Here is a 15,809-nt window from a genome sequence, read left to right as displayed (position 1 = left end):
CCCTGGCTCTCCTCTACTCACCTCGTCGACAGTCCCAGACTACCGCACCCGCTTGCCCACCCCCCCCTCCACCCCCCATACCGGGGCGCGGGGAGGAGGTCGCCAGGGCCTAGGGAACCGGGCGGAGGGTGACCGGTCTGGGGGTGAGGGCGCGCAGCACCAGGTCGATCCGGATCCTGGCGGCCCCGGCGCGCTGGAGGGCGGCGGCGACCGCCCGCAGTTCCTCGGGGCCGGTGCAGGCGAGGCGGAGCTCCAGGTCGGCGTCGCCGGCGAGGGAGAGTCCGCCCTGGACGGCCGGGTGCTCGGCCGCCAGCCGGTCGAAGTCGAGCGGGACCGGTCCGTAGCTGACCCGGGCGAGCGCGTGCAGCGCCCGGGCCGGCTCGGGTGGTTCCGGTTCGGGGTCAGGGTCCTCGGGGACCAGTTGGAGGGCGGTCACCGGTGCTGGAGCTGTGCGGTCGGGGCGGGGGCGAGCGGGGTGGCGGGTGCGGTGACGGGTGGGGCGACCAGGCGCGGGTCGAGGACGAGGGTGTCGATGCCGAGGGGGGCGGTGAGTGCGCGCAGGGCGGGTTCACCGAATTCGGTGAAGGCCTGGTCCGGCCCGAAGAGGGCGGCGAGCGACTCGGGGCTGGAGAAGCCGACGGCGCAGCGGCGGCCGTCGCGCAGGCGGAAGAGGCGGAGGGCGGTGGTGGTGCCGGTACTGGAGACGGTGACCGGAACGTGCCAGACGACGCGGGCCATGCGAGTGCTCCCGGGTGGGGTGGTGGTGCCTGCCGGAACTGCTGCTTCGACGCTAGGCCGGGTTCCGCCGGGCGTCGCCGGTCCTGACGCGGCGTTGACCGAATGAGGTGGTGCGTTGACGCACCCCTGACGGTCGGTTCACCCGAGTGGACTAAACCACTCCCTATCATTACGTAAACATCCCTATCGGATGGTATGTTTCCTGCGGATGAGGACGTTCGAGAGGATGGTCGCAGGTGGCGCAGTACTACTCGGTGGAACAGGTGGCCGAACTGCTCGGCCTGCACGTGCGCACCGTCCGCGGCTACATCCGCGACGGCCGGCTCGCCGCGACCAGGATCGGCAAGCAGTACCGGATCGCCCGTGCGGACCTGGAGGCCTTCACCGGCGCCCCGGCCGCCCCGCCCGCACCCGTGCCCGGTGCCGGCCCGCGGCGCGCCGAGGTGTCCGCCGTCGTCCGGATCGAGAACGTCGACCGGGCCGCCGCCGACCGGCTGTCCAACGCCGTGCTGGCCGCGATCGCCGGCCCGCGCGAGGGCGGCTGGCCGCTGCACGTCGAGACCGTCCACGACGAGGAGCGGGAGACCCTGCGGCTCGTCGTCCTCGGCGATCCGGCCGACACCGCCGCGCTGCTCGGCATCGTCCACACGATGACCTCGTCCATGCACTGAGACCTCGTCCAGGCGCTGACGCCGGCCGCGCCGGATGGCGTCGGTCACACCGGACCCGCATCGGGATCCGCATCGGGATCCGCATCGAACCCACATCGACCAGGGAGAACGGCAATGTCCGAGCAGTACGGCACGACGGTCCTGCGGCTGCCCGCCGAGGGCGCGCCGATCCGCGAGGAGCAGGACGCCATGGACGTGATCGGCGACGCGTTCGGCCGCGGCGCCTCCTGGGTGGTCGTCCCCGTCGCCCGGCTGCACCCGGACTTCTTCACGCTGCGCACCCGGGTCGCCGGCGGCATCGTGCAGAAATTCGTCAACTACCGCGTCGGCCTGGTGGTCCTCGGCGACATCGCCGACCACGTCGCGGCGAGCGACCCGCTGCGCGACTTCGTCCGGGAGAGCAACCGCGGCCGACAGCTCTGGTTCCTCGCCGACGAGACGGAGCTGGCGGCCCGGTTCGCCGAGGTCTGAGCGTTCTCCGCTTGCCCCGCACCCGCCCCGGGACCACGGTGGAGCTGACCGTCGGCGCGCCCCCGGGGCACCCGGCGCACGCTCCGGGGCGGGGGGAGGTGGAGCTAGGGGGCCGTGACGAGATATCTTGACGTCAAGACGTTGGAGACGTGAAGCGGAGTACCGATGACTGACTCGACCATCATCTATACGCACACCGACGAGGCTCCGGCCCTGGCGACCTACTCGTTCCTGCCGGTTGTCCAGGCATACGCCTCGACGGCGGGTGTGCGCGTGGAGACCCGCGACATCTCCCTGGCCGGGCGGATCATCGCGAGCTTCCCGGAGCGTCTCGCCGAGGGCCAGCGGATCGAGGACGCCCTCGCCGAGCTGGGCGACCTCGCCAAGACCCCGGGCGCCAACATCATCAAGCTGCCGAACATCTCGGCGTCCATCCCGCAGCTGAAGGCCGCCGTCGCCGAGCTGCAGGCGCAGGGCTACGCGCTCCCGGACTACCCGGACGACCCGCAGACCGACGAGGACAAGGACGTCCGCGCCCGTTACGACAAGGTCAAGGGCAGCGCCGTCAACCCCGTCCTGCGCGAGGGCAACTCGGACCGCCGCGCCCCGGGCTCGGTGAAGAACTACGCCAAGACCCACCCGCACCGCATGGGCGCCTGGTCGGCCGACTCCGAGACCAACGTCGCCACCATGGGCGAGAACGACTTCCGCTCCACCGAGAAGTCCGCCGTGATCGCCGCCGACGGCGCGCTGCGCATCGAGCTGGTCGCCGAGGACGGCAGCGCCACCGTGCTGCGCGAGCGCGTCCCGGTGCTGGCCGGCGAGGTCGTCGACGCCTCGGTGATGCGCGTCGCCGCCCTGCGCGAGTTCCTGACCGCCCAGGTCGAGCGCGCCAAGGCCGAGGGCGTGCTGTTCTCGGTCCACCTCAAGGCCACCATGATGAAGGTCTCCGACCCGATCATCTTCGGCCACGTGGTCCGCGCCTTCTTCCCGAAGACCTTCGCCAAGTACGGCGAGGTGCTGGTCGCCGCCGGTCTGGACCCGAACAACGGCCTCGGCGGCATCCTCAACGGCCTGGACGGCGTGCCGCACCTGGGCGCGGAGATCAAGGCCTCGTTCGAGGCCGAGCTCGCCGAGGGCCCGGCCCTGGCGATGGTCGACTCGGACAAGGGCATCACCAACCTGCACGTCCCGAGCGACGTCATCGTCGACGCCTCGATGCCGGCCATGATCCGCACCTCCGGCCACATGTGGGGCCCGGACGGCCAGGAGGCCGACACCCTCGCCGTGCTGCCGGACAGCAGCTACTCCGGCGTGTACCAGGCCGTCATCGACGACTGCCGCGCCCACGGCGCCCTGGACCCGGCCACCATCGGCTCCGTCCCGAACGTCGGTCTGATGGCCCAGAAGGCCGAGGAGTACGGCAGCCACGACAAGACCTTCGAGATCGCCGCGGCCGGCACCGTCCGCCTCGTCGACGCCGAGGGCAACGTGGTGCTGGAGCAGGCCGTCCAGCCGGGCGACATCTTCCGCGCCTGCCAGACCAAGGACCTGCCGATCCAGGACTGGGTCAAGCTGGCCGTCACCCGCGCCCGCGCCACCGGCGACCCGGCGGTGTTCTGGCTGGACGAGAACCGCGCCCACGACGCCGTCCTGATCGAGAAGGTCAAGAAGTACCTGCCGGAGCACGACACCACCGGCCTGCAGATCGAGATCAAGTCCCCGGTCGAGGCCACCACGTTCTCGCTGGAGCGCATCCGCCGCGGCGAGGACACCATCTCGGTGACCGGCAACGTGCTGCGCGACTACCTGACCGACCTGTTCCCGATCCTGGAGCTGGGCACCAGCGCCAAGATGCTGTCGGTCGTCCCGCTGATGGCGGGCGGCGGCCTGTTCGAGACCGGCGCCGGCGGCTCCGCCCCGAAGCACGTCCAGCAGCTGGTCAAGGAGAACTACCTGCGCTGGGACAGCCTCGGCGAGTTCTTCGCCCTGGCCGCCAGCTTCGAGCACCTGGCCACCAGCACCGACAACGCCCGCGCCCAGGTGCTGGCCGACACCCTGGACCGCGCCACCGGCACCTTCCTCAACGAGGACAAGTCGCCGAGCCGCCGCCTCGGCGGCATCGACAACCGCGGCAGCCACTTCTACCTGGCCCTGTACTGGGCCCAGGAGCTGGCCCAGCAGACCGCCGACGCCGAGCTGGCCCAGGCGTTCGAGGGCCTGGCCAAGGCGCTCGGCGAGCAGGAGACGACCATCGTCGACGAGCTGATCGCCGTGCAGGGCTCGCCGGTCGACCTCGGCGGCTACTACCAGCCGGACCCGGCCAAGGCCGCGGCGGTGATGCGCCCGTCCAAGACCTTCAACGAGGCGCTCGCCAACCTCGCCTGATCCCAGGGGAGTCGAAGCACCGGGAGGCTCCCGGGTCCGGTACCGGACCCGGGAGCCTCCCGGCTTTCCGGGCGGCCTCCGCGGCGCTGCGGCGCCAGTGCGGAGGAAGATCATCAACGGTTCGTCAGGGAGCCGTCAAGATCACGGGTGGTGCCGGTGAGCGGCCCTAGCATCCGGAGGACCGTTCTCCGCTGCGGATCCGCAGACGGACGCCACCTCGCCGAATGATCGGGGCACTTCAGCATGCGCGCTTTCTCCCGCCGGACGGCCAGGGCCACCCAACGGGCCGTCGCCGGCACCCTGTTGGCGGCCCTGGCCTCGACCGGCCTGATGGCCGTGCCGCAGCAGGCCTCGGCGGCGACCGACTGTCCGGGCATCGAGCCGGGCGTCGGCGGGCCCGCCAACATCGGCAACGGCAACTGCTACAGCGCGCTGATCAGTTCCATCGGCGCCATGATCGGGGGCTTCCGCAGCGCGGCCCTCACCGCGCAGGCCGACAACGCGGCGTTCACCCAGGGGATGGCCGGCCAACTGAGCGCCGCCGCACCGGGGTTCAACGTGATGGTGTTCAAGTACGACGGCACCGACCTGTACGACACCCTCTGGTTCCGCAACGTCTACGAGGCGGACATGCGCGGGGTGCTGATCGACCAGACCGTCAAGCTGGAGCACCACGACAGCGAGGGCGGCCCGACCGGCTACGACGACTTCCGGATCTGGGTCTTCGCGGGCGAGTCGACCTTCACCAACAAGGGCGACGGCGGCTACGGGAACTGGGCCTTCGTCGGCAGCGACTCGGACCGGACCGTGACCACCTCCCGGTCCTGCGTGCTGATCCGCTGCTACGACAGCAAGCGGATCATCCACTTCCCGGCCCGCGAGGTCCCGGCCGACATCGCGGGGACCCCCGGCACCCCGGGCGTTCCCGTCACCCCCGGCATCCCCGGCACGGTGCCGGGCGTCGGCACCGGTGGGACTGCCACCCCGGGTGTCCCGGCCAAGCCCGGTACGGTGCCGGGCGTCGGTACGGGCGGCACCGCCACCCCGGGTGTCCCGGCCAAGCCCGGTACGGTGCCGGGCGTGGGCACCGGCGGGACCGCCACTCCCGGCGTGCCCGCGCACCAGGGCGGCGGCGGTGGTGACGCCGTGACCGGGCTGCTGTACCCGAAGGTGAAGACCGGCCGGGGCCCGGTGGCCACCGGGGCCGCCTCCGGCCCCTCGATCCTCGCCGGCACCAGCGGCCCCAAGAACACCGGCTGGCAGTTCACCGCGCTGGGCAACGGCCGCTACAAGATCACCAGCGCCGTGTCCGGCCTCGCGCTGACCGAGAACACCAAGGGCTACGTCGCCGACGCCAAGCCGTGGACCGGCGCCGACGAGCAGAAGTGGCAGCTCGTCGCGCAGGGCGACGGCCAGTACCGGATCCGGATCACCGACCAGGACTGCCTGACCTACGACGAGGACGCCAAGGCCCTGGGCGTCTGGACCTGCGACAGCGGCTGGAACCAGCAGTGGAGGCTCCAGTAGCAGCCCCGGGCCCTAGCCGAGGAGGGCTCCGGTGCCCGTGAGGAGCAGGAGGGCGGCGGCGTTGGCGCGCGGGTACGCGAGTGCCGTGCCGACCGCCTCCCGCAGCAGTGCGTACGGGCCGTGGGCGAGCAGTCCGTCCGCGCCGACCACCCGGCCGGGGGCGCCGGCCCGGCGGGCGGCGAGTGCGGTGCGGGCGGTGTGGAAGCCGCTGGTGACGACCGTGCACCGGTAGCCGGGCCGTTCGGCGGCCATCAGCGCCGCGCTGAAACGCAGGTTCTCGACGGTGTTCACGGCCCGTTCCTCGCGCCGGATCCGGTCGGCCGGGACGCCCCGGGCGGTCAGGTAGCGGGCCATCGCGGCGGCCTCGGTGCACTCCTCGTGCGGGCCCTTCCCGCCGGTGACCAGGAGCAGCGGCGCGTGCCCGGCGGCCTCCTCGGCGGCGAAACGTTCCAGCGCGGCGTCCAGCCGGGCCGCCAGCGGCGGGGCGGGCTCGCAGCCGTCCAGGGCGGCGCCGAGGACGACCAGGTAGTCCGCCCCGACGGGGGTGGGGCGGCGCCCCTGCCGCAGCGCGCAGCCGAGGAAGCCGAGCAGCCAGAGCAGGACGTACCCGCCGAGCAGGACGGCGACGATCAGCAGAGCGTGCATACCGTCCGAACGTATACGGCGGAACCCCCGTTCCACTGGGCGGTTTCCAGGGGACGGGGGTTCCGTGGTGCAGGCGGCGGCGGGCTCAGCCGACGTCGGCCGCCGGGGTGACGGGGGTGACAGCGGCAGCGGGGGAGGCCGGGGCGGCGGGGGCCGCCGGGCCCGGGCCGCGCTTGTGCAGCGAGGCCAGGTAGGCGTTGTACGCCTCCAGCTCGGCGTCGCCGCTGCGTTCCTCGGCGCGGTCGCTGCGGCGGGCCTGCCGCTGTTCGGAACGCATCCACTGGTACACCAGCGCGATCAGCACGATCGCGGTCGGGATCTCGCCGAACGCCCAGGTGATGCCGCCGGCCAGCTTCTGGTCCTCCAGGAGGTCGGTGCCCGGCGGCGAGCCCTCCACGGTGAAGGTGGTGACCAGCGGGTGGCTGGCCATCATCACGGCCACGCCGAAGAAGGCGTGGAACGGCATGCCCATGAACAGCTCGATGATCCGCATCACATGGCTGGGGCGGTGCGGGCCCGGGTCCACGCCCATGATCGGCCAGAAGAAGGTCAGACCGGTGAGGAGGAAGTGCACCATCATGAAGATGTGCCCGGCGCGGTACTGCATCAGGAAGTCGAACAACGGGGTGAAGTAGACCCCGTACAGGCTCGCGATGAACATCGGGATGGTGAAGGCCGGGTGCGAGATCACCCGGACGTACCGGCTGTGCAGCAGTGCCACCAGCAGCTCGCGCGGCCCGCGCGGGCGGCCCCGGCCGGCCGGCCGCAGCGCGCGCAGCGCCAGCGTGATCGGGGCGCCCAGCAGCAGCAGGATCGGCGTCAGCATGGACAGCACCATGTGCTGGATCATGTGCGCGCTGAACAGCACCATGCCGTAGTCGTTCAGCCCGGTGCAGGTGACCAGGATCAGGCTGCCGACACCGGCCGCCCAGCCGACCATCCGGCCGACCGGCCAGCGGTCGCCGCGCCGGTGGAGCCGGACCACGCCCGCCGCGTACAGCGCCAGGGCGGCCAGGCCGCCCAGCAGGAACACCCAGTCGGGGGACCAGGTCCAGACGTTGGACAAGGTGAACGGGCCTAGCTGGGTCATCCCGCCGTGGTGGTGCATGCCTGACATTCCGTCGCCCATCGGGGGGCCCTGCTTTCCGTCCTGGTGGCCCCTGGAGGGGGTCCGGTTCGCCCGTTTTGCTTGGCCTACAGCCTAGGTGGGCCTTACCTCGGGCCGTGCCCCGCCCCCTCCGTACGGGTGGCCGCCGGGCGGGTGGCGGCTGGATAGACTGACCGGCCGGTCGACGGCGACACGCCGATACGGCGACACGGGACGCGCCGAGACGGCGACACGGTGGGACGGCGAGGGGTGCGGCATGGCGGCGGGACGGCGGCACCCGGAGCGCACCACGGTCGCGCTGACCGGGGCGACCGGCTTCATAGGCTCCGCGGTGCTGGCCGCCCTGACCGCCCGCGGCGCGCGGGTGCGCGCGCTGGCCCGCGACGTGCCGGACGGGCGCGGCCCGGCCGTCTGGGTGCCGGGCGACCTCGCCGACGGGGCGGCGCTGGCCGCGCTCTGCGAGGGTGCCGACGTCCTGCTCCACCTGGCCTCCCGGGTCTCCGGCGGCGCCGAGGAGTGCGCGGCGGTGAACGTGCGCGGCACCGAGGCGGTGACGGCCGCCGCGACCCGGGCCGGGGTGCGCCGGATCGTCCACCTGTCGACGACCGCGGTGTACGGCGAGGGCCCGCACTCCGGCATCGGGGTCGACGAGGTGCCGGCCGCCCCGGTCTCCGAGGCCAGCCGGACCAGGCTGCTCGGCGAACGCGTCGCGCTGGCGGCCGGCGCCGTCGTGCTGCGGCCCGGCCTGGTGACCGGGACGGGCGACCGCTGGGTGGTGCCCGCGCTGGCCGAACTGGTCCGCCGGGTGCCGGTGCCCTGGGCGGGCGGGAACGCCAGGCTCTCCGTGGTGGACCGCGCCGACCTGGCCCGGCTGATCGCCGCGCTCGCCCTGGACGACCACGCCGTCCCGCCCGGCGTCCAGCACGCGAGCCATCCCGACCCCGTCCGGGCCGGCGACCTGCTCGCCGCCCTGGCCGGCCTCGGCCTGCTGCCCGCCCTGCCCGGCGCGGACGGCCCGGATGGCCCGGACGGCCCGGGCGCCTCGTGGGACGAATGCCGGCGTCTGCTCGCCGCCACCCCGGGCCGCGTCTCCGAGCGGCAGTTCTCCCTGATCGCCCGCGACCACTGGTACCGGGGGGACGACGTCTGGCGCCTCGCCGCCTGTCCGCCCGGCCCCGGCCCCCTCGCCCGGCTGCCCGCCGCCGCCCCCTGGTACCGCCAGGCGCTGGGGCTCGCCGCACCGGCGTAGGACGAAACGTCGGTGCGGCGCGCCGGTTCAGGCGCCGTGCCGTCGGTCGGGTGCTGTGCCGACGGTCAGGGCCGCACCGCCGGTCAGCTGGTGCCGGGGTCGCTGGTGCCGGGGCGGCCGTTCTCCAGGTGGCCGGCCCAGCGGCGGCGGAAGGTCGGGCCGTCGGTGGCGGCGACGGTGATGTCGTACCAGCGGCTGTCGGGGCGTATGTCGAAGGTGAACTGGGCCGAGGCGCCGCGCCGGATGCTGCGGCTCTGCTGCGAGCCCTTGGCGTAGGCGTTGGCGACGGTCACCGTCCGGGTGACCGGCCCGTTGTTGGTGATCTTGACGCGCACCTTGGACTTCTGCGGGTCGAACAGCGCGACCAGCTCGGTCCGGGCGCTGCCCTCGAACTCGTACACCGACCCGTTCGGGCCGTGGGCGGCGAGGTGGTAGTCGCCGGAGGCGGAGTGCGGCCAGAAGTCGCCGAGGGTGTCGCCGCCCGAGACGGTGTAGCGGCGGGGGGCGGCCTTCGGCGCGGTCCGGTCGTAGATGTAGAGCCAGGCGCCCGCTTCGCCCCGGTTCTCCAGGTCCAGCTGGAACCGCCCGGGGGTGTCCGTCTCCTCCTCGTTGACCACCAGGTCGTACGGGAGGGCGCGGGCCGGCCGGACGCCGGGCTCCTGGGTGGGCATCCGCTGGGGCAGCGGCACCTGGTACGGCTTGCCCTGCGAGGCGATCGGCGCGGGCACCGGGATCGAGACCGGCCGCGGGTCGGCGCCGGAGAAGTCGAGCGCCGAGGTGAGGTCGCCGCAGACCGACCGGCGCCAGGCGCTGATGTTGGGCTCCTCGATGCCGAACCGGGCTTCCAGGAACCGCAGGACGGAGGTGTGGTCGAAGGTCTCCGAACAGACCCAGCCGCCGCGCGACCACGGGGAGATGACCAGCATCGGCACGCGCGGGCCGAGGCCGATCGGCTGGAGGCCGCCCGGGTCGGCGCCGGGGACCAGCGGGCCCATCTCGCCCGGGTGCTTGCCGAGGTCGAGCAGTTCGTCGCGCAGGCTCGCCCTCAGGTCGGCGGAGACGATGCCCTGGCCGCCCGGGCCGCTGACGACCGGCGGCATCGGCGGGACGACGTGGTCGAACAGGCCGTCGTTCTCGTCGTAGTTGATGAGGAAGACCGTCCTGCCCCAGACCTCGGGGTTGGAGGTGAGCGCGTCCAGCACGAGGTTGATGTAGTACGCGCCGTCGGTGGGCGTCGCGGACGGGTGCTCGCTGTACTTGTACGGCGGGACGATCCAGGAGACCTGCGGCAGCCGGCCCTGCTGGACGTCGGAGCGGAACTCCTTCAGCGTGTGGTCGGTGGCGCCCTTGTCCACCAGGGGGCCCGACGCGCCCTCGGCGACCTGGTACCGCTCGAAGAACATCAGCGAGTTGTCGGTGTAGTTGTCCGTGGGGGTGCCCGGCTCGCCGGAGCCGCCCTGGTACAGCTTCCAGCTGACGCCGGCCTTCTCCAGGCGCTCGGGGTAGGTGGTCCAGGTGTAGCCGTTGGTGTTGTTGCGCTCTTCCAGGCCGGGGCCGTTGGGCTTGCGGCCGTACACGTTGCGCGGGTCGCTGGTGCCGGTCCACAGGTAGATGCGGTTGGGCGCGGTGTCGGCGTGGACGGAGCAGAAGTACGAGTCGCAGAGGGTGAAGGCGTCGGCCAGGGCGAAGTGGTACGCCAGGTCCTGGCGCTTGAGGTGGCCCATCGTCATGACGTCCTGCTTCTGGTTCACCCACTGGTCGTGGCGCCCCTCGTTCCAGGCGAGGTGGCCGCTGCTCCAGCCGTGGTCGGTGCCGGCCTGGTACTCGGTGGTGTTCCTGGGGTCGATGTACCAGGGCAGCACCTCCTGCTCGGAGGCGGGCAGACCGCGGTCGTGGTAGCGGCCGGTCTTCACGGCGGCGGCGGGCTGGTGCCAGTTCGGCCGACCGTCGGGCAGCAGCGTGGGGCGCGGGTCGTCGAACCCGCGCACGCCGCGCAGGGTGCCGAAGTAGTGGTCGAAGGAACGGTTCTCCTGCATCAGGACGACGACGTGTTCGACGTCCTCGATCGAGCGGGTCCGGCCGATCGCGGGCAGTGCCAGGGCCTTGCTGACCGCGGGCGGGAACGCGCCGAGGCCTGCGGCGGCTGCGGACGCGCCGCTCAGCTGGAGGAATCGGCGCCGGTCGATGGAGGCCACGTGGTGTCCTTCCTTCTCGGGGTACAGGGGGGTGCCAAGAAGGTTCGAACATAGGTGCCGCAGCCAGGCCGTACGAGGTCCCCCAGCGAACGCCGCATGAGTTTTCAGCCAATTCCTGTCTAGCCAACTTCCCTGGACCCACCGGCGACGGGCCCGGAAACCCGCATGCGTCGCCCCGCACCGTTCTGCGAGCATGACCGCATGGTCCACCGTCTCGAACCCATCGTCGTCCGGCACACCCATCGCCTCCCCGCCCCCTCCCGGCCGGGCGCTCCGGCGGGGCAAGGCGCTGTCGTGGCGCGGCAGTTCGACGCCGCGCTGATGTCCGTGGGCTTCAAGCTCTCGGCGGACCTGCTGGAGTACCTGTCGGGGCTGCCCGAGGCGACGGTCGTCGACACCGCCGCCCGCACCCTGGGCACCGTCCGCGAGTCGGTGGGCGACCACGTCGGGCACAACGCCTACTTCATCGACTTCCCGCTCAACGTGCCGGACACCTTCGAGTTCTGGACGCACTGCATCGCCGGGGCGCTCGCCGACGACGCGTCGCGAGGCAGTGTGCTCGCCCAACTGCGCACCGGCGTGGTCGACCTGCTGACCCTCCCGTCCTACGGCCGCTACCAGCACAGCTACGCCGAACTGCTCGCCGCCCACGACGAGCTGATCGCAGCTGCGGGCGACCGCATGACGGTCCTGCACCTGGGCGGCGCCCTGGAGGAGGAGGTGACGGCCCTCTACCTGGCCCTGGCCGGCAGCACCACGCCGCTGGGCGAGGAGGGCCTGCGCGACCTCGGCGTGCTCGCCGGGCACTGCGTCGCCGGTCCGCAGCCAGAGACGATCCCGGTCCGGGAGAACCGCGCCGTCGTCAACCTCGCCCGTCTCCAGGCCGGCGCCGACCTCCTCCTGGACACCGTCACCGACGTGCTCCGGCTGGCCTGCGCACTGTCCGACGGCGACGTGACCCTGGCGGAACCGACCCGGTTCCGGGCGCTGTCCCGACCGGCCCGCCGTGCCCTGCTGGCCGGCCTCGACGCCGTGGTGGGCGCCGACCCCGCCAAGCTCGCCGACGTCAGCGGGCACCGCGAGGCGTTCAAGCGCCTCGGTGAGCGCCTCCACCCGCACGAGTACCCGCGCTGGCCGCGCGCCGCCGAGGTGTTCGCCGTGGCCCGGGGTGAGGTGGCGGCCCGCTCCCTCACCAGCCGCGTCGAGGAACTCCTCGGCGCCGGCGACGTCACCGGCGCGGTACGGCTGCTGGCCACCGCCCCGGGCATGCTGTTCCGCTCCCTGGACCGCCTGCTGCGCGCGGGCCGCACCCCGGAGGAACGCGACACCGTCGTGGCCGCCGTCGAGCAGGCCGCCCCGCAGGTCTCCGGCCGGGTCCTGCTGTCGGTCCGCGAACACCTCCACAACCGCACCGGGGAAGCGGACGGGCGCCGCCTCTTCGTCAACCGCCTCGGCCGCGCCTGGGTCACCACCGACACCCGACCGCCCCTGCCGGCACCCGAACGCGACCGCCTGCTCGCCGCCCTGGACGCCGAGACGAGCCGCCGCCTCCCCGACCCCGGGCACCTGCTGATCGACCCCGACGTACTCGACGTCGCACTCCCGCTCAGCGGCAAGGCCACCACCGCCGGACTCGGCGTGCTGCCCCGCGGTTCCCTCACCCCGGTCGACGGCGAACTGCTGCGCTTCTTCGTCTACTGGAAGCAGACCGGTCACAGCACCGACTTCGACCTGTCCGCCCTGATGCTCGACGACTCCTACGAGACGCTCGGCTGGCTCTCCTACACCTCGCTCAGCCAGGTCGAGGGCGAGCACTCCGGAGACGTCACCGACGCCCCCGACGGCGGCTCCGAGTTCATCAACCTGCGCCTGGGCGCCGTACGTGGCAGCGCCATCGTCCCGCAGGTCAACATCTTCTCCGGTGAGGGCTTCGAGGAGGTCGAGGAGTCCTTCTTCGGCTTCATGCTGCGCGACGCCGAACAGCAGGGCCGCCCCTTCGAACCGCGTACCGTCCGGATGAAGTCGGACCTGCGCGGCCCGGGCAGGGTCGCCCTGCCGCTGGCCTTCCTGCGTGGGGACGACGGCCGCTGGCACGCCAAGTGGCTGCACCTGTACCTGAAGGGCAACCCGAACGCCAACCGGGTCGAGGGGAACCGGATGTCGGTCGCCACGCTGCTGCGGGGCATCGTCGGGCGTGACCACCTGACGATCCGCCATCTGACCGAGCTGATGGGCGAGCGCGCCACCGCCACCACGCTGTGGGACGGCATGTCGTTCCCGGCCGGCCCGGTCACGTACATCGGTCTGGAACGCCCGGAGGGCCTGCACCCGGACTCCGTCGTCATCACCCCGGAAAACCTGCGTGACCTGATCCCCGCCTGACTGCTAGCGTTGGCCCCGGCGAGGCCATGAACGGGCTTCCTTCTCACTCCACCTGACATAGCCCGTTCGCTTTCCTCGCCCTCGACCACCCGCCGGGGTGCCACAAGGCACCCCGGCGTCGTCGTTTCCCCGTGGTCCACCTCCTCGGCCAACGTTGTTCCGCCCCAGGCCGGGTGGGTCCGTGCCGCCCCGCCGGTCCGCTCGGTATGACCGTGATCACATCAATTCCGTTGTGCCGTGGTCCGACCCCCATCGCGTCTGAGTTCGGGGGTCTGTGCCCACGAGCGAATCGGAGACCGGACTGTGCGTGCTGACCAAGGTGGCGGGGCGGAGAAGGAGAAGCCCGGAGGGGAGGCCGGAGGGGAGGAGCCCGGAGGGCGGCGGTGGATCGACTACCCGCGCAGAGGGCGGCGCGGAGTCCGCCGCTGGCTCCCGTCCTGGCGGCAGCTGCTCCTGGTGGCGGGGGCCGGGGCTGCGGTGCTGACGGGATGGCTGACCTGGTTCTACGTCACCACCCACGTCCCGGAGGACCTGAACGCCTTCGCCACCCAGCAGAACAACGTGTACTTCTGGGCGGACGGCACCGAGATGGCGCGGATCGGCGAGACCAACCGGCAGGAGGTGCCGCTCGACCAGGTGCCGGAGTCGGTGCAGTGGGCCGTACTGGCGGCCGAGAACGAGACCTTCTACTCGGACCCGGGGATCTCCTTCACGGGCATCGGCCGCGCGGTCTACCAGATGGCCTCGGGCGGTGAGACCCAGGGCGGCTCGACCATCACCCAGCAGTACGTCAAGAACAACTACCTGAACCAGCGTCAGGACTTCTCCCGCAAGCTGAGCGAGATCGTCATCGCGATCAAACTGGACCGGCGGATGGGCAAACCGGACATCCTGGCCGGCTATCTGAACACCAGTTGGTTCGGGCGCGGCAGCTACGGCATCGAACGGGCCGCGGCCGCGTACTACGGCAAGGACGTCTCGCAGCTCAACCCGAGCGAAGGGGCCTTCCTCGCCGCCCTGTTGAAGGGGGCCGGGCAGTTCGATCCGGGGATCAGCGCGAACAACCACCGGCGGGCCGAGGAGCGGTGGTCCTGGATCCTGGACCGGATGGTGAAGGTCGGCAGGCTCTCCGCCGCCGAGCGCGCCCGGTACACGGTGTTCCCCGAGCCCAGGACCCAGCCGAAGGCGGCGGGGCTGAGCGGCCAGGTCGGGTACCTGGTGGACATGGCCAGGACCTACGTGGAGGGCCACAGCGACATCACGCAGGCCCAGTTCGACCTCGGCGGCCACCAGATCTTCACCACCTTCGACAAGCCCAAGGTCAACGCGCTGGCCGCCGCGGTGCGGGACGCCACCAAGGGGATCGACCCCGACAGCCGCGAGACCGACCGGTTACTGAAGGTCGGTGCCGCCTCGGTCGCCCCGGACGGGAGGATCGTCGCGCTCTACGGCGGAACCGACTACCTGAAACAGGGCTTCGACAACGCCAACACCTCCACGGTGCCGGTCGGTTCGGCCTTCGCCCCGCTGGTCTACGCCTCGGGCCTGAGCGAGGGCGTGCAGCGCAAGCGGGGCGGCAGCCGCACCCCGGTGACGCCCACCACCACCTACGACGGCGACGACGGCGTGAACGTGATGACCCCGGAGGGGCCGTACTGGGGGCGCAACGGGCGGATAGCGAAGACCGCCAACGACGGCAAGCGGAGCTGGGGGACGGTCACCCTGAGGAGCGCGGTGGAGCAGTCCGTCAACGGGCCGATGATGCAGCTCGCCATGGACGTCGGCCTGGACCGGGTGCAGAAGACCGCCGCCGACCTGGGCCTGCTCCCGGGCAGCATGGGGGAGTTGGTGCCGGCCTTCGGCGTCGGGAACTCCACACCGAGCGCGATCAGGACCGCCGACGCCTACGCCGCCTTCGCCGCCGGAGGCAGCCACACGGACCCGTACTCCGTCCTGCGGATCACCCGGAACGGCGAGCCGCTCGGGCTGCGCCTGCCGACCGCCGTACAGGCGCTGACCCCGCAGGTCGCGGGGGAGGTGGACGCGGCGCTCAAGAGCGCGGTCCGCACCGGGAGCGCCAAGTCGGCGGCGGAGGCCGGGCCGGACCTGGCCGGGAAGCCGGGGACGACCCCGGAGCGCACGGCGGGGTGGTTCGTCGGCTACGACGCGCGGATGTCCACGGCCGTCACGGTCTTCCGGGCGGACCTGAAGGACATGAAGCTGCTCTCACTGGAGGGGCTGGGCGGCGCCGCCCCGGACACCCCGGACTCCGCGCTGCCCACCCAGATCTGGACCTCGTACATGAAGGCGGCCGGTGGCCCGGGAGGACGGTAGGGCCTGGGGCCGGTGGGGCCGGGCGGGCGGGTGGGGGGGGGTTGCGGGCCCTTCAGCACCAACCGAGCGGCGCCCACCCCTACCAGGCCCACTCCATACAT

At 72.4% G+C, this 15,809-nt stretch carries 12 protein-coding genes; 7 read left to right on the top strand and 5 right to left on the bottom strand.

The window, feature by feature from the left end; all coding sequences use genetic code 11:
* Window positions 1-109: 109 nt before the first annotated feature.
* Entirely contained in the window at window positions 110-436 is a 327-nt protein-coding gene (locus ACFVX9_RS15460) for a hypothetical protein (protein ID WP_063350300.1), read from the bottom strand.
* Window positions 433-738 carry an SAV_915 family protein gene (locus ACFVX9_RS15455; protein ID WP_063350301.1) on the bottom strand — a complete coding sequence of 102 codons (306 nt, stop codon included), beginning with the start codon at window positions 736-738 and terminating at the stop codon, window positions 433-435. Before ACFVX9_RS15455 ends, ACFVX9_RS15460 begins: the two co-directional genes overlap by 4 nt.
* Window positions 739-974: 236 nt before the next feature.
* Here ACFVX9_RS15455 and ACFVX9_RS15450 point away from each other — a divergent pair, with 236 nt between their 5' ends.
* The 4 genes from ACFVX9_RS15450 to ACFVX9_RS15435 all read left to right on the top strand — a co-directional run bounded on the left by ACFVX9_RS15450 (window position 975) and on the right by ACFVX9_RS15435 (window position 5,795).
* Window positions 975-1,409: a helix-turn-helix domain-containing protein gene (locus tag ACFVX9_RS15450; RefSeq protein WP_380380978.1), complete on the top strand. Its 435-nt coding sequence runs from the start codon at window positions 975-977 to the stop codon at window positions 1,407-1,409.
* A gap of 114 nt (window positions 1,410-1,523) precedes the next feature.
* The gene (locus ACFVX9_RS15445) at window positions 1,524-1,880 is read left to right on the top strand and encodes a DUF4180 domain-containing protein (protein ID WP_063350303.1); all 357 of its coding nucleotides are present in this window, start codon (window positions 1,524-1,526) and stop codon (window positions 1,878-1,880) included.
* A 165-nt stretch (window positions 1,881-2,045) separates the two neighbouring features.
* The gene (locus ACFVX9_RS15440) at window positions 2,046-4,268 is read left to right on the top strand and encodes an NADP-dependent isocitrate dehydrogenase (RefSeq protein WP_063350304.1); all 2,223 of its coding nucleotides are present in this window, start codon (window positions 2,046-2,048) and stop codon (window positions 4,266-4,268) included.
* Window positions 4,269-4,511: 243 nt separating this feature from the next.
* Window positions 4,512-5,795 (top strand): RICIN domain-containing protein, encoded by a 1,284-nt coding sequence (locus ACFVX9_RS15435; RefSeq protein ID WP_387981996.1) that lies wholly within the window; start codon window positions 4,512-4,514, stop codon window positions 5,793-5,795.
* A gap of 12 nt (window positions 5,796-5,807) precedes the next feature.
* Here ACFVX9_RS15435 and ACFVX9_RS15430 read toward each other — a convergent pair whose 3' ends face one another.
* Together ACFVX9_RS15430 and ACFVX9_RS15425 are read right to left on the bottom strand one after the other, a co-directional pair.
* Window positions 5,808-6,440 (bottom strand): YdcF family protein, encoded by a 633-nt coding sequence (locus tag ACFVX9_RS15430; protein WP_380430662.1) that lies wholly within the window; start codon window positions 6,438-6,440, stop codon window positions 5,808-5,810.
* 85 nt (window positions 6,441-6,525) lie between these two features.
* Window positions 6,526-7,548: a cytochrome c oxidase assembly protein gene (locus ACFVX9_RS15425; RefSeq protein ID WP_079136075.1), complete on the bottom strand. Its 1,023-nt coding sequence runs from the start codon at window positions 7,546-7,548 to the stop codon at window positions 6,526-6,528.
* A 256-nt stretch (window positions 7,549-7,804) separates the two neighbouring features.
* Between ACFVX9_RS15425 and ACFVX9_RS15420 the strand changes: the two genes are divergently transcribed.
* A complete protein-coding gene (locus ACFVX9_RS15420) occupies window positions 7,805-8,797 on the top strand; it encodes an NAD-dependent epimerase/dehydratase family protein (RefSeq protein WP_387981993.1) in 993 nt (330 codons plus the stop codon).
* An 83-nt stretch (window positions 8,798-8,880) separates the two neighbouring features.
* On the opposite strand, the gene ACFVX9_RS15415 is transcribed toward ACFVX9_RS15420, so the two are convergent.
* Complete coding sequence (locus tag ACFVX9_RS15415; RefSeq protein WP_387981991.1) at window positions 8,881-10,992, bottom strand: phosphocholine-specific phospholipase C; 2,112 nt, start codon at window positions 10,990-10,992, stop codon at window positions 8,881-8,883.
* Window positions 10,993-11,193: 201 nt separating this feature from the next.
* Here ACFVX9_RS15415 and ACFVX9_RS15410 point away from each other — a divergent pair, with 201 nt between their 5' ends.
* Both ACFVX9_RS15410 and ACFVX9_RS15405 read left to right on the top strand, forming a co-directional pair.
* A complete protein-coding gene (locus ACFVX9_RS15410) occupies window positions 11,194-13,374 on the top strand; it encodes a hypothetical protein (RefSeq protein WP_387981989.1) in 2,181 nt (726 codons plus the stop codon).
* Between the two features lie 303 nt (window positions 13,375-13,677).
* The gene (locus tag ACFVX9_RS15405) at window positions 13,678-15,708 is read left to right on the top strand and encodes a transglycosylase domain-containing protein (RefSeq protein WP_387981988.1); all 2,031 of its coding nucleotides are present in this window, start codon (window positions 13,678-13,680) and stop codon (window positions 15,706-15,708) included.
* Window positions 15,709-15,809: the final 101 nt, after the last annotated feature.

Source organism: Kitasatospora sp. NPDC058243, assembly GCF_042882025.1.
GTDB lineage: Bacteria > Actinomycetota > Actinomycetes > Streptomycetales > Streptomycetaceae > Kitasatospora.
The sequence above is the reverse complement of the archived record's forward strand: the minus strand, read 5'-3'. Positions and strand labels throughout refer to the sequence as shown.

What these genes read in the sequence shown, in the direction of transcription:
- ACFVX9_RS15455 (WP_063350301.1), bottom strand. Translation starts at nt 738, where the DNA reads ATGGCCCGCGTCGTCTGGCACGTTCCGGTCACCGTCTCCAGTACCGGC.
- ACFVX9_RS15445 (WP_063350303.1), top strand. Translation starts at nt 1,524, where the DNA reads ATGTCCGAGCAGTACGGCACGACGGTCCTGCGGCTGCCCGCCGAGGGC.
- ACFVX9_RS15440 (WP_063350304.1), top strand. Translation starts at nt 2,046, where the DNA reads ATGACTGACTCGACCATCATCTATACGCACACCGACGAGGCTCCGGCC.
- ACFVX9_RS15435 (WP_387981996.1), top strand. Translation starts at nt 4,512, where the DNA reads ATGCGCGCTTTCTCCCGCCGGACGGCCAGGGCCACCCAACGGGCCGTC.
- ACFVX9_RS15430 (WP_380430662.1), bottom strand. Translation starts at nt 6,440, where the DNA reads ATGCACGCTCTGCTGATCGTCGCCGTCCTGCTCGGCGGGTACGTCCTG.
- ACFVX9_RS15425 (WP_079136075.1), bottom strand. Translation starts at nt 7,548, where the DNA reads ATGCACCACCACGGCGGGATGACCCAGCTAGGCCCGTTCACCTTGTCC.
- ACFVX9_RS15420 (WP_387981993.1), top strand. Translation starts at nt 7,805, where the DNA reads ATGGCGGCGGGACGGCGGCACCCGGAGCGCACCACGGTCGCGCTGACC.
- ACFVX9_RS15410 (WP_387981989.1), top strand. Translation starts at nt 11,194, where the DNA reads ATGGTCCACCGTCTCGAACCCATCGTCGTCCGGCACACCCATCGCCTC.